This is a genomic window from Variovorax sp. P1_H12_2 (assembly GCF_056405335.1).
Map to the genome: position 1 here is coordinate 1 of NZ_JBFUCI010000156.1, position 13,174 is coordinate 13,174.

Annotated in this window: 13 protein-coding genes; 9 read left to right on the plus strand and 4 right to left on the minus strand. The window is 68.9% G+C overall.

Annotated features, from left to right (window positions below; genetic code table 11):
* The first annotated feature begins 279 nt into the window (after positions 1 to 279).
* From AC1D2K_RS16890 to AC1D2K_RS16915, 6 genes are all read left to right on the plus strand, one after another.
* Entirely contained in the window at positions 280 to 1,347 is a 1,068-nt protein-coding gene (locus AC1D2K_RS16890; RefSeq protein ID WP_478089989.1) for a type II asparaginase, read from the plus strand.
* Positions 1,348 to 1,554: 207 nt separating this feature from the next.
* Entirely contained in the window at positions 1,555 to 2,460 is a 906-nt protein-coding gene (gene glyQ / locus AC1D2K_RS16895) for a glycine--tRNA ligase subunit alpha (RefSeq protein WP_478089990.1), read from the plus strand.
* A gap of 5 nt (positions 2,461 to 2,465) precedes the next feature.
* Positions 2,466 to 4,607: a glycine--tRNA ligase subunit beta gene (gene glyS / locus AC1D2K_RS16900; RefSeq protein ID WP_478089991.1), complete on the plus strand. Its 2,142-nt coding sequence runs from the start codon at positions 2,466 to 2,468 to the stop codon at positions 4,605 to 4,607.
* An 11-nt stretch (positions 4,608 to 4,618) separates the two neighbouring features.
* Positions 4,619 to 5,194, plus strand: coding sequence for a D-glycero-beta-D-manno-heptose 1,7-bisphosphate 7-phosphatase (gene gmhB, locus AC1D2K_RS16905; protein WP_478089992.1), 576 nt, complete (start codon positions 4,619 to 4,621; stop codon positions 5,192 to 5,194).
* Positions 5,194 to 5,958 carry a lysophospholipid acyltransferase family protein gene (locus tag AC1D2K_RS16910; RefSeq protein WP_478089993.1) on the plus strand — a complete coding sequence of 255 codons (765 nt, stop codon included), beginning with the start codon at positions 5,194 to 5,196 and terminating at the stop codon, positions 5,956 to 5,958. The genes gmhB and AC1D2K_RS16910 overlap by 1 nt, the downstream gene beginning before the upstream one ends.
* 10 nt (positions 5,959 to 5,968) lie before the next feature.
* On the plus strand, positions 5,969 to 6,850 hold the full coding sequence (locus AC1D2K_RS16915) for a M48 family metallopeptidase (RefSeq protein WP_478089994.1): 882 nt from the start codon (positions 5,969 to 5,971) through the stop codon (positions 6,848 to 6,850).
* 207 nt (positions 6,851 to 7,057) lie between these two features.
* On the opposite strand, the gene AC1D2K_RS16920 is transcribed toward AC1D2K_RS16915, so the two are convergent.
* The 4 genes from AC1D2K_RS16920 to AC1D2K_RS16935 form a co-directional block, all read right to left on the minus strand.
* Complete coding sequence (locus tag AC1D2K_RS16920; RefSeq protein ID WP_478089995.1) at positions 7,058 to 7,828, minus strand: SDR family oxidoreductase; 771 nt, start codon at positions 7,826 to 7,828, stop codon at positions 7,058 to 7,060.
* A 98-nt stretch (positions 7,829 to 7,926) separates the two neighbouring features.
* The gene (locus AC1D2K_RS16925; protein ID WP_478089996.1) at positions 7,927 to 8,829 is read right to left on the minus strand and encodes a pseudouridine synthase; all 903 of its coding nucleotides are present in this window, start codon (positions 8,827 to 8,829) and stop codon (positions 7,927 to 7,929) included.
* Positions 8,826 to 10,142 (minus strand): leucine-rich repeat-containing protein kinase family protein, encoded by a 1,317-nt coding sequence (locus AC1D2K_RS16930; protein ID WP_478089997.1) that lies wholly within the window; start codon positions 10,140 to 10,142, stop codon positions 8,826 to 8,828. The genes AC1D2K_RS16925 and AC1D2K_RS16930 overlap by 4 nt, the downstream gene beginning before the upstream one ends.
* A complete protein-coding gene (locus AC1D2K_RS16935) occupies positions 10,139 to 11,200 on the minus strand; it encodes an MBL fold metallo-hydrolase (RefSeq protein WP_478089998.1) in 1,062 nt (353 codons plus the stop codon). Before AC1D2K_RS16935 ends, AC1D2K_RS16930 begins: the two co-directional genes overlap by 4 nt.
* A gap of 95 nt (positions 11,201 to 11,295) precedes the next feature.
* Between AC1D2K_RS16935 and AC1D2K_RS16940 the strand changes: the two genes are divergently transcribed.
* From AC1D2K_RS16940 to AC1D2K_RS16950, 3 genes are all read left to right on the plus strand, one after another.
* Complete coding sequence (locus AC1D2K_RS16940; RefSeq protein WP_478090001.1) at positions 11,296 to 11,691, plus strand: MerR family transcriptional regulator; 396 nt, start codon at positions 11,296 to 11,298, stop codon at positions 11,689 to 11,691.
* Between the two features lie 40 nt (positions 11,692 to 11,731).
* On the plus strand, positions 11,732 to 12,448 hold the full coding sequence (can, locus tag AC1D2K_RS16945) for a carbonate dehydratase (RefSeq protein ID WP_478089999.1): 717 nt from the start codon (positions 11,732 to 11,734) through the stop codon (positions 12,446 to 12,448).
* A gap of 3 nt (positions 12,449 to 12,451) precedes the next feature.
* On the plus strand, positions 12,452 to 13,174 hold a 723-nt coding region (locus AC1D2K_RS16950; RefSeq protein WP_478090000.1), incomplete at its 3' end, for an isocitrate dehydrogenase kinase/phosphatase AceK regulatory subunit.

Sequence of the window (13,174 nt, forward strand, 5' to 3'; positions counted from 1 at the left end):
GGCACATGAAGATCGTCGCGCTGCACCCGGGCGTCACCCTGGAGCAGGTGCAGGACAACACCGGCTTCACGCTGCTGCACGACAAGCACATCGCGACCACCGAGGCACCGAGCGTGCGCGAACTGTCGGCACTGCGGCGTCTGGATTCCGACCGGCTCTACATCGCCTGAGCGCAGGCCTTCCTGGCCGGCCCGCGAGGGTGGCTCGCGCGGCGCTTGCCGCGCCGGTGTGCTTTCCGCTAACGTTCCTTTCGTCTCGTCCACATTCGAAGGAGCTGCCATGACCCTCGCCTCTCGAACCCGAGCCTTCGCGGCCGCCGCCGCGCTGCTCGTCGCCGGCGCCCTCGCGCATGCCCAGGGCCTGCCCAACGTGGTGATCCTCGCGACCGGCGGCACCATCGCCGGCGCCGGCGCCACGGCCGCCAACAGCGCCACTTATTCGGCGGCCAAGGTGCCGGTCGACAAGCTGATCGCGGGGCTGCCCGAACTGTCGAAGGTGGCCAACGTCCGTGGCGAGCAGGTGTTCCAGGTCGCTTCCGAAAGCCTGACCAACGACAACCTGCTGGTCCTCGCCAAGCGCGTCTCGGCGCTCTCGAAGCAGGCCGATGTCGACGGCATCGTGATCACGCACGGGACCGACACGATCGAGGAAACCGCCTACTTCCTGACGCTCACGGTGCACACCCCCAAGCCGATCATCGTGGTCGGCTCGATGCGCCCGGGCACCGCGCTGTCGGCCGACGGCGCGCTGAACCTGTACGACGCGGTCAACGTGGCGGCCAGCAGGGATGCCGCCGGCAAGGGCGTGCTCGTGACGATGAACGACGAGATCCATACCGGGCGTGACGTCAACAAGACGGTCAACGTCAAGACCGAGGCATTCAAGAGCCAATGGGGACCGCTCGGGATGATCGTCGAGGGCCGCAACTACTGGTTCCGCCTCCCGGCCAAGCGCCACACGATGCAGTCGGAGTTCGACATCGACAAGATCGATGCATTGCCGCCGGTCGAGATCGCCTATGGCTACCAGAGCGTGCCGCCGACGGCCATCGACGCGCTGGCCAAGAGCGGCATCAAGGCGCTCGTTCATGCCGGCACCGGCAACGGCTCGGTGGCTGATCGCATCGTGCCGGTCCTGCAGAAGTTGCGCGCCGATGGCGTCCTGGTGATCCGCAGCTCGCGGGTGCCGGACGGCTTCGTGATCCGCAATGCCGAGCAGCCGGACGACAAGTACGACTGGGTGGTGGCGCACGACCTGCGGCCGCAGAAGGCGCGGATCCTGGCGATGGTGGCCCTCACCAAGACCAAGGATACGAAGGAACTGCAGCGGATTTTCTGGGAGTATTGACTCGCCCCCCAGGTTGGCTCACTGCGTGTAGCCGCCCACCCCCCTGCCGGGGGGCAATACCGGCGGACCGGCTGAGCCGGATCCGCGGTATTTCCGGAACGCGCCCCGGCTGGCGCGGGGCGGCTCGTGGGGTGCGGTTCTGGCTCTTAAAATGGCCGGTTCGCCGCGTCGGGGGCGTTTCGCTTCCTTGCGGCCACCAGGCTCAACATGCTGACTTTCCAACAAATCATTCTCAAGCTCCAAGCCTACTGGGATGCCCAGGGCTGCGCGCTCCTGCAGCCCTACGACATGGAGGTCGGCGCCGGCACCTCGCACACCGCCACTTTCCTGCGCGCGCTCGGCCCCGAGCCCTGGAAGGCCGCCTACGTGCAGCCGAGCCGCCGTCCCAAGGACGGCCGCTATGGCGAGAACCCGAACCGGCTGCAGCACTACTACCAGTACCAGGTGGTGCTGAAGCCGGCACCGAGCAACATCCTGGAGCTCTACCTGGGCTCGCTCGAGGCGCTCGGCTTCGACCTTAGGAAGAACGACATCCGCTTCGTCGAGGACGACTGGGAGAACCCCACGCTCGGCGCCTGGGGCCTGGGCTGGGAGGTCTGGCTCAACGGGATGGAGGTGACGCAGTTCACCTACTTCCAGCAGGTCGGCGGCATCGACTGCCGCCCGATCACCGGCGAGATCACCTACGGGCTGGAGCGCCTGGCGATGTACCTGCAGGGCGTGGACAACGTCTACAACCTGAAGTGGACCGAGGGCCTGAGCTACGGCGACGTCTTCAAGCAGAACGAGGTCGAGCAGTCGACCTACAACTTCGAGCACAGCGACGCCGAGTTCCTGTTCACGGCCTTCGCCGCGCATGAAAAGCAGGCCAAGGTGCTGATGGAGGCGCAACTCGCGCTGCCGGCCTACGAGCAGGTGCTCAAGGCGGCCCACAGCTTCAACCTGCTGGACGCGCGCGGCGCGATCAGCGTGACCGAGCGCGCGGCCTACATCGGCCGCATCCGCAATCTCGCGCGCAGCGTCGCGCAAAGCTACTACGAGAGCCGCGAGCGGCTCGGATTCCCTATGGCGCCGCGCGAGTGGGTCGCACAGATGACGAAGAAGGCGGCCTGAGCGATATGACCACCAAGAACAACCTGCTCGTCGAACTGTTCGTCGAGGAACTGCCGCCGAAGGCGCTGAAGAAGCTCGGCGACGCCTTTGCCTCGCAACTGCGCGACCAACTGGTCGCCCTGGGCCTGGCGGATGCCGGCTCGGTGCTCACGGCCTATGCCTCGCCGCGGCGGCTGGCCGCCCACCTGACCGACGTGCTGGCGCAGGCCGCCGACAAGGCGGTGTCGCAGAAGCTCATGCCCGTGACGGTGGGCCTCGATGGCGCGGGCCAGGCCACGCCCGCGTTGCTCAAGCGGCTGGCGGCGCTGGGCGCCGATGCCAGCGCGGTGCCGGGGCTGCAGCGCGCGATGGACGGCAAGGCCGAGGCGCTGTTCTTCCAGAGCATCGCCAAGGGCGCAACGCTGGCCGAAGGCCTGCAGAAGGCGCTGGCCGAGGCGATCGCGAAGCTGCCGATCCCCAAGGTCATGAGCTACCAGCTCGAGACGAATTGCGAGCTGCCGGGCTGGAGCAGCGTGAGCTTCGTGCGGCCGGCCCATGGCCTGGTGGCGCTGCACGGCGACGCGATCGTGCCGGTCGGAGCGCTCGGACTCACGGCCGGTCGGCAGACGCATGGCCACCGTTTCGAGGCCGCGGTCGATCCGATCGAACTGCGCGACGCCAACAGCTATGCCGGCCAGATGAGCGAACAGGGCGCCGTCATCCCCGGCTTCGAGGCCCGCCGCCACGAGATCGCGCGGCAGCTCGCCGAAGCGGCCGTGAAGGTCGGTGGCGGCACGCAGGCGATCCATGACGACGCACTGCTGGACGAGGTCACGGCCCTGGTCGAGCGGCCCAACGTGCTGGTGTGCGAGTTCGAGCGCGAGTTCCTCGACGTGCCCCAGGAATGCCTGATCCTCACGATGAAGGCCAACCAGAAGTACTTCCCGCTGCTCGACGCGGCGGGCAAGCTCACCAACAAGTTCCTGGTGGTCAGCAACATCCGCCCCGACGACGCCAGCGCGGTCGTCGGCGGCAACGAGCGCGTGGTGCGCCCGCGGCTGGCCGACGCCAAGTTCTTCTTCGACCAGGACCGCAAGAAGTCGCTGGCCTCGCGGGTCGAGGCGCTGGCCAAGGTGGTCTATCACAACAAGCTCGGCACCCAGGGCGAGCGGGTGCGGCGGGTGATGCAGATCGCCCACCTCATCGGCGAGCAGTTGGGCGCTGCGTCCGGCGACACCAAGCTGGCCGCGCATGCTGTGCAGGCGGCACAACTCGCCAAGGCCGACCTCGTGACGGACATGGTTGGCGAATTCCCCGAGCTGCAAGGCACGATGGGCCGCTACTACGCGCTGCACGACGGGCTCGATGCGACGGTTGCCGATGCCATCGAGGACCATTACAAGCCTCGTTTCGCCGGGGACGCTTTGCCGCGCGACATGGTGGGCGTCGCCGTTGCGCTTGCCGACAAGCTCGAAACGCTGGTCGGCATGTTTGGCATTGGAAACCTGCCCACGGGCGATCGTGACCCGTTCGCGCTGCGGCGTCATGCCCTGGGTGTGGTGCGCATGCTCATCGAGCGTTCGTTGCCGCTGCAGTTCCATGAGCTCACGCGACAGGCGTTCGGTGTCTTTGCGCCGGGCCTTCTGGAGGACCGGAGTGTCGAACTCGATGAGTTCCTCATCGAGCGTCTCAAGAGCTACTTCAAGGACGAAGGCTATTCGGCGGTCGAGATCGACGCGGCCGTCTATGTGCGCAAGCTGGGGGCGTGGGCGACGATCCCGAGGCGTCTCGACGCTGTCCGCACCTTCGCCGCGCTGCCCGAGGCGCCCGCGCTGGCCGCGGCCAACAAGCGCATCGGCAACATCCTCAAGAAATCGCCCGAGGCCGATGCGCACGTCAGCGAGCTGCTGCTGCAGGAGCCGGCCGAGAAGGCGCTGCATGCCGCGATGCGGCAGGTGGTGCCGGTCGCGGACGCGCAGTTCGACAAGGGCGACTACACCGCCTCGCTGCAGACGCTGGCCGCGCTGCGCGAGCCGGTCGATGCCTTCTTCGACGGCGTGATGGTCAATGCCGAGCAGGCCGACCTGCGTCTCAACCGCCTCGGGCTGCTGATGCTGCTGCACGCCGCGATGAACCGGGTGGCGCAGCTCGAACGGCTGGCCGCCTGAAAAGAGACACCATGAAACTCGTCATCCTCGACCGCAACGGCACGCTCAACGCGCACCGCGAGGACTTCGTCAAGAGCGACATCGAGTGGACGCCGCTGCCGGGCGCGCTGGAGGCCGTGGCGCGGCTCAACCATGCGGGCTGGCACGTGGTCATCGCCTCGAACCAGTCGGGCCTCGGGCGCGGGCTGTTCGATGTCGTCTCGCTCAATGCGATGCACGCCAAGATGCACAAGATGCTGGCGGCCGTGGGTGGCCGGGTGGATGCCGTGTTCTATTGCCCGCACAGCCCCGACGAGGGCTGCGACTGCCGCAAGCCCAAGCCCGGCCTGTTCCTGCAGATCGGCGAGCGCTACGGCGTCGATCTGTCCCACGTGCCGACCGCGGGCGACAGCCTGCGCGACCTGCAGGCCGGCGCGGCCGCGGGCTGCGAGCCGCACCTGCTGCTGACCGGCATGGGCCAGGCTCTGCGCGGCGTGCCGCTGCCCCCCGAGTACCCGCCGAACACCCAGGTCCACGAGGACCTCGCGGCCTTTGTCGATTTCCTGCTGGAGCGTGAAGAGCGCGCCACGCTGAAAGTAGCTGTCTGATGGATTTCGTCCGTTCCGTCATCCACGCGCTGTGGATGCTCGTCACCGTGATCCCGTGGGGGATCATCATGTGCGTCAGCTCGCTCTGGAAGCGCGGCATCCCGCTGTACTGGATGGCCGCGACCTGGCTCGGTTGGGCCATCGGCGGCGCACGGGTGCTGCTCGGCATCCGCACCCGCGTCTCCGGCATGGAGAACCTGCCGACCGACAAGCTCGCGGGTTGCGTGCTGCTGGTGAAGCACCAGTCGACTTACGAGACCTTCCTGATGCCCACGCTGATGCCGCATCCGCTGGCCTACGTGTTCAAGAAGGAACTGATCTACGTGCCGTTCTTCGGCTGGGCCATGGCCCGCCTCGACATGATCCACATCGATCGCAGCCAGAAGACGCAGGCCTTCAACAAGGTCGTGGCGCAGGGCCGCAAGCTGCTCGAACAGGGCATCTGGATCATCATGTTTCCCGAAGGCACGCGCATCCCGCGCGGCCAGAAGGGCAACTACAAGAACGGCGGCTCGCGGCTCGCCTGCGAGACCGGCGTGCCGGTGGTCCCGATCGCCGTGACTTCGGCCAAGGTCTGGCCGCGCAAGGCCTTCATCAAGCGCCCGGGCGTGGTCGACGTCTCGATCGGGCCGGCCATTTCGAGTGTCGGCCGCAAGCCCGACGAGCTGATGCGCGAGGTCGAGGCGTGGATCGAGGCCGAGATGCGCCGGCTCGATCCCGAGGCCTATGCGCCGGCCGCCGCCGCCGCATCCACCGCTGCCTGAGATCCCGACCATGCGCGGCCTGTTGCAGTTCACGCTCGATCTGTTCGACGCGCCTGCGGCCGAGCCGAGTCCGCCGCCGACCGAGGGACCGCGCGTGCCGGCGATCCCGCTGGCCGACGCGCTGAGTCCGGCGAGCTTCATCCACCCGCGTGCCACGCGCGAGATCCTGCTGGCCGACGCCCGCGTGGCCTACGAGTTCACGCGCGGCAAGCGCCGCACCATCGGCTTCGTGGTCGGGGCCGAAGGCCTGTCGGTGCGGGCGCCGCGCTGGGTGGCGCTGCGCGACGTCGATGCCGCGGTGAAGGAGAAGGGCGACTGGATCCTGCGCAAGCTGGCCGAGACGCAGCAGCGCCACGCGCGGCTGGAGTCGGCGCGCATCGAGTGGGCGGACGGTGTCGTCTTTCCTTTCCTCGGCCAGCAGGTGAGCGTGCGGCTCGATCCGCATCACGCCTTCGATGGCGTCGGCGCGGTGCTCGACGCCGGTGCCGGCCACGGCGGCGAGGCTCCTGTCCTGCGCCTGGCGCTGGCGAGGAACGCGAGCGCAGCGCAGATCCGCGATGCCGCCCAGGCCTGGCTGATGCGCCAGGCGCGCCGCATCTTCATCGAGCGGCTCGACCATTTCGCGCCGCGCCTGGGCGTCGCCTGGCACAAGCTGTCGCTGTCGAACGCCTCCACGCGCTGGGGCAGCGCCAGCGCCGACGGCGCCATTCGCCTGCACTGGCGACTGGTGCACTTCCGGATGTCGGTGATCGACTATGTGGTCGCCCACGAACTGAGCCACCTGCGCGTGATGGACCACAGCCCGCGCTTCTGGGAGACCGTGGAAAGCGTGCTGCCCGACTACCAGCAGTTGCGCAGGCAGCTCAAGGACGAGCCGGTGCCGCGCTGGTAGATGCGCTCAGGCCGGCGCCGGGCCGCCCCAAGGCGGCCTGCGGCCCCCTCGGGGGGCAGCGACACACGAAGTGAGGAGCGTGGGGGCCATCCAGGCCGGCGCCGGGCCGCCAGCGCGGCGAAGTCCGCGCTTCGCGCAGACGGGCGGCCTGCTGACTCCCCCTCGGGGGGCAGCGACCCACACGAAGTGGGGGAGCGTGGGGGTCTGCTACCTCGCGTGCGTCACGCCGCCGTCGACCACCAGCGTCGAGCCCATCACGTAGTCGCCAGCGCGCGAAGCCAGGTAGATCGCGGCGCCTGCCATGTCTTCCGGCGCGCCGATGCGGCCGGCCGGGATGCGCTCTTTCACCTCTTCGCCGTGATCGCGCGCGTCCTTGTTCATGTCGGACGCGAAGGCGCCCGGCGCGATCGCGCTGACCACGATGCGGTCCTGCGCGAGCCGCAGCGCCATCCGGCGCGTCAGCTGGATCAGCCCGGCCTTGCTCGCCGCGTACGAATAGGTTTCCTGCGGATTGACCGAGATGCCGTCGATCGAGGCGATGTTGATGACCTTGGCCAGGTGGTCGGTGGCCGCCTTCCGGAGCATCGGCGTCAGCGCCTGGGTCAGGAAGAAGGGCGTCTTGAGGTTCAGGTCGACCACCTTGTCCCAGCCGCTTTCGGGGAACTCGTCATAGGGGGCGCCCCAGGCTGCGCCGGCGTTGTTGACCAGGATGTCGAGCGCGCCTTCGTGCTTCGCATAGGCGTCGACCAGCCCCTGCGCGCCCTGCAGCGTGGAGACGTCGGCCGGCAGCGAGACGCAGTGGCCGAAGGCCGAAAGCTCCTTCGCGGTCTGGTCGCAGGCCGCGGCCTTGCGCGCCGAGATGTAGACGCGGGCGCCCTGCGCCAGAAAGCCCTCGGCGATCATGCGGCCGATGCCGCGCGAGCCGCCGGTGATGAGTGCGGTGCGCCCTTCGAGCGAGAAGAGTCGGGTGGTGTCCATGCGGTGTGTCTCCTGGGTATGCGGTGCGTTTCGCCGGCCGAGCGGCTTGCCGGAGCTTAGTGCGCAGGGCCGCCGGACGGCGTCACCTTGGTGCCAGCTCAGGCCATTGGCCAGGCCAGGGAGCGCAGGCTCGCAAAGCGCCGTTCGGCGCCGGTCAGCGGATCCAGGAAGGCGACTTCGCGGGCCAGCAGCTGCAGCGGGCGGTCGAAGTCGTCGCTGCCTTCGGGCAGGAGCGCCGGGTAGATCGCGTCGTTCCGGATCGGCATGCCGAGCGCGGCGCAATGCACCCGCAGCTGGTGCCGGCGGCCGGTGACCGGCGACAGGCCCAGCCGCGCCCAGCCGTCGTGCGCTTCCAGCAGCTCGAAGTGCGTCTCGGCGTTGGGCTCGCCGGCGACCTCGGTCATGCGCATGAAATGGTCGTCGGGCGCGAGCCGGCTGCGGCGCGTGGCCGGCAGCGCGCCGCCGGGCTGCCAGGGAACGATCGCCTCGTAGCGCTTGTGGATGGCGCGATCGGCGAACAGCGCGCTGTAGGGGCCACGGCTGGCCGGCAACACCGAGAACAGCACGATGCCCGCGGTTTCGCGGTCGATCCGGTGCAGCGGCGCCAGGTGTTCGAGGCCCAGCTTGCGCTTGAGGCGCACCAGCAGGCTCTGCTGCACGTACTTGCCGACCGGCGTGACCGGCAGGAAGTGCGGCTTGTCGACCACCAGCAGGTGCGCGTCGCGGTACAGGACCTGTTCGTCGAACGGGACGACGGGCTCCGAGTCGAGCGCACGGTAGTAGTAGACCCGCAGCCGCGGCTGGTAAGGCCGCGTGCGGGTGACGCGCACGCCATGCTCGTCGACCACGTCGCCGGCCTCGATGCGGGCCTCCCAGGTCGCGCGCGGAATCGCCGCGAAGCGCTGCACCAGGAACTCCGCGATCGTGGGCCAGTCGCCGACGGGCAGTGCGGCGCAGCTCGGGCCGACGCCGTCTCGCACGGGCAGCGGCAGGGCGTTCATTGCGCAGCCAGCGCGGCGGCGATCTCGGCGAACAGCGGGCGCGCGGCGGGGTCGTCGTCGAGACAGCGCGACCGGATGCCGGCCAGCAATGCCTGCGTGGCCGCATCGGCCGGGGCACAGCGATCGAGCAGTTCTTCGATCAGGCAACCAAAGGCGCGGGACTCGATGCGCTGCAGTGCCCGCGACTGCGCGGCATCGTCGCGCGGCAGGAACGAAGCCGCTCCGAAGTCGCCGAGCAGGCCGTCGCCCTGGCCGTTCCAGAGGATGTTGTGGCCGTAGAGATCGCCGTGGAGGATRCCGCGCGCGTGCAGACGGGCGACGGCCGAGGCGATACCCCGGGCCATGCGCAGCGCGGTATCCGGCGGCCAGCGGGCGTCGTCGGCATAGACGTCGCGCGTGCAGGATTGCAGGCTCGGCGGCCCGGCCAGGTTGCGGAAGGTCGTGTCGACCAATTCGAGCACCAGGCCGGCGCTCGCTGCCGGATGGTTCTCGATCCGCCCCAGCACCGGGATCAGGCCGGGATGCGTTCCGGCCGCGATGCAGGCCGCCATCTCGCTGTGCGGCCAGCCGTCGCTGGTCACGGCGCCCTTGAACAGCTTCACCGCGACCGGCCGAGGGCGGCCGTCCGGCTGCAGCCAGTCGGCCTGGTGGATCACGCCGGAGGCGCCTTCTCCGAGTTGCTGCTTCAGCGAGAGCCGATGCCAGTCGATGGTCGGCGTCGGCTGGGCATCCATCGCCTGCGCTTCGGCTGCTTCGTCGAGGGGATTGCCCGCGAAGGCGAGCCACGACAGGCGCGGCAGCGACAGGAGCCAGCCCGGCAGCGCCTCGAAGCGATTCGCCGAGATGCGCAGCAGTTCGAGCGCGCGGCAGGCGGCCATCGACTCCGGCAGTGCCCGCAGCCGGTTGCCCGCGAGCATCAGCTTCTGCAGCCGCGTACGCTGGCCGAGCGCGTCCGGCAGCGCGTCGATCCGGTTGTCCGTGAGGATCAGCCAGCGCAGCGCAGGCGGCAACGCGGACGCGGGCACCCGCTCGATGCGGTTGGCCTTGAAGGCGACCATCTCGAGCCGGCCGCATCGCCCGACCGCCTCGGGCAACTCGGTGAACTGGTTGTCGGAGCAAAAGAGCACGCGCAGGCGGTGCAGCCGGTGCAGGTCGTCCGGCAGGGCGCTCAGCGCATTGCCCGAAAGATTGAGCACCTCGAGCGAGTCCGCCAGATCGAAGATCTCGCGCGGAAACTCGCTCAGACCGGCAGACAGGTCGAGCCGCTGCGCTCCGGCCAGTTCGCCCGCGCGCAGGCGGCTCAATGTCGTCACGAGAAGGCGCCGAACCGGTAGATGCCGTCCTCGCCCAGCCGGCGCTGTATCTGCCCCGAGAACCACAGCAGGTGCAGGTGGGCCACGGTCTCGCCCATCGCGAAGGTCATCTGGTGCAGGTCGAGCTCGCGCTTGAACAGGATCGGCAGGCCCTCGACCGCGCTGTGCGGCCGCGCGGTGCWGGCCTCCAGCAGTTCGGCCAGGCGGTCGCGATGGTGCTCCTTGAGCTGCTCGACACGGCGGTGGATGCCGGTGAACGGCTTGCCGTGCGAGGGCAGGCCCAGCGCGTCGACCGGCAGCGCCTTGAAGCGCTCGATGCTGTCGAGGAAGAGACGCAGCGAATTGGCCTCGGGCTCGCCGGCATGCACGCTCACGTTGGTCGAGATGCGCGGCAGCATCATGTCGCCGCCCAGCAGCGCGTTGACTTCCTCGCAGTACAGCGCGATGTGTTCCGGCGCGTGGCCGTAGCCGCTGATGCAGCGCCAGCCGCGGCCGCCGATGTCGACCGTGTCGCCGTCCATCATGCGCACGAAGTTCGCGGGCACCGAGGGCACCATGTTGGCGTAGTAGCTGGTGCGCGACCGGATCTTGGCGACCGACTCGGCGTCGGTGAGCCCGTGCGAGGCGAAGAAGTCGGCCGCCGCGTCGCCGCCGGCCAGCGTGTCGCCGGCGGAGGTGAGCACGCGCGCCACGTGGTAGTCGGTCGAGCTGATCCACAGCGGCGCCTTCCAGCGATCGCACAGCCAGTGCGCGAGGCCGATGTGGTCGGGGTGCATGTGGGTCACGATGACGCGCAGGATCGGCAGCCCCTGCAGCTGCGTCTCGAAGATCTGCTCCCACTGCGCGCGCGCGGCATCGTGCGCGATGCAGCAGTCGACCACGGTCCAGCCCTCGACGCCGTCGAGGGTGTCGCGCAGCAGCCAGAGGTTGATGTGGTCGAGCGCGAAGGGCAGCGCCATGCGGATCCAGCGGACGCCGGGCGCCACTTCGAGGGTCTCGCCGGGGGCCGGCAGGGTGTCGCCGAGGGGGTAGTGGAGTTCGCGTTCGAGGATGTTCATGTACGATTGACGTTAACGTAAACGTCATGGCTTTGACCCATCATTGTATGCAGAGCCGCTCGAACCTGCTGTCGCACACGCTTTCCGGCCCCCACATGCCTTCGCAGACCTTCACCATCGGCGAGCTCGCCAAGGAGTTCGACCTCACCACGCGGGCGATCCGCTTCTATGAGGACATGGGATTGCTGGCGCCGCGTCGCGACGGKCTGCAGCGCATCTACACCTCGCGCGACCGCGCCCGCCTCACGCTCACGCTGCGCGCCAAGCGGCTCGGCCTGAAGCTGACCGAGGCCCGCGAGATACTCGACATGTACGACAGTCCGCGCGACACCGCGGTGCAGCTCGAGCGCTTTCTGGGCGTGCTCGGCGGGCACCGCGAGCAGCTCGAAAGCCAGCTGGTCGAGCTGCAGGCCAACCTGGCGGAAGTCCGCGCCCAGGAAAAGAAGGCGCGCGCCGCGCTGGCGCGCACCGCGAAGCCGAAGACGCGCTGAGCGACCGCTCCAGCACCCCACCACACACCACCGACGACACATGGACAACACACCYGACCCCCTCGAGGACCTTTTCGCCCACAACCGCGCCTGGTCGGCACGCATGGAGCGCGATCGCCCCGGCTTCTTCACCAGCCTGGTGAAGCAGCAGACGCCCAAGTACATGTGGATCGGCTGCTCCGACAGCCGGGTGCCCGCGAACCAGATCACCGGCCTCGAGCCGGGCGAGGTCTTCGTGCATCGCAACGTGGCCAACATCGTGGTGCACTCCGACCTCAACGCGCTGTCGGCCATCCAGTTCGCCGTCGAGCGGCTCAAGGTGCGGCACATCATGGTGGTCGGCCACTACGGCTGCTCGGGCGTGCAGGCGGCGCTCGAGGGCGCGCGCATCGGTATCGCCGACAACTGGATCCGCCACATCCAGGACGTGCGCGACCGGCACCGCGTGATGCTCGAAAGCCTGCCCGAAGCCGTGCGCGCCGATGCGCTGTGCGAGCTCAACGTGGCCGAGCAGGTCGTCAACGTCAGCGTCAGCACGGTGATGGTCGACGCCTGGAGCCGCGGCCAGGAGGTGACCATCCATGGCTGGGCCTTCGGCGTCAACGACGGCCTGCTGCAGGACCTGGGCATGACCATCGACGGCTCCAAGCCGCTCGAGACGCAGTACCGCGCCGCGGTGCAGCGAATCCGCTACAAGTGGAGCAAGCCGTCGGAGAGCACCCCCAGCCTGCCGGATGCGATCGGCCTGGCCGACTGAACCATGTTTCCGCAGCGCCTCGATTCGCCGCTCGCCTATGACATCGCGCGTGCGATGCGCGACGGCTTCGATCGGCACTACCGGCTCTTCCGGGCCGAGTCGGCGCGCGCCAAGCATCGCTTCGAGACCGCCGACTGGCATGGCCAGCAGCGCGCGCAGCGCGAGCGCATCGAGTTCTACGACCTGCGGGTCAGCGAGGCGGTGGCCCGGCTCGAGAAGGAGTTCAAGGCCGGCGAGCAGCCGATGGACGTCTGGCACCAGATCAAGCTGCACTTCATCGGCCTCCTGGTCGACCACCACCAGCCGGAACTGGCCGAGAGCTTCTTCAACTCGGTCACCACCAAGATCCTGCACCGCGCCTACTTCCAGAACGACTTCATCTTCGTGCGGCCGGCGATCAGCACCGAATACATCGAGCCGCGCGACGCGCCCACCTACCGCGCCTACTACCCGGAGCGCGAAACGCTGGCCGACACGGTCGAGCGGATGCTCGAGGACTACGCGCTGCAGGGCGGCTATGCCGACCGCCGCCGCGATGCCGAGCGGGTGGCGGCCGCGATCCTCGGGCGCTTCCACCAGATCAAGCTGCGCGCCAACTTCCAGCTGCAGGTGCTGTCGGGCCTGTTCTACCGCAACAAGGGCGCCTATGTGGTCGGCAAGGTCAACAACGGCTTCGTCGAGCTGCCGTTCGCGCTGCCGATCCTGCACGACGCCGCGGGCAAGTTC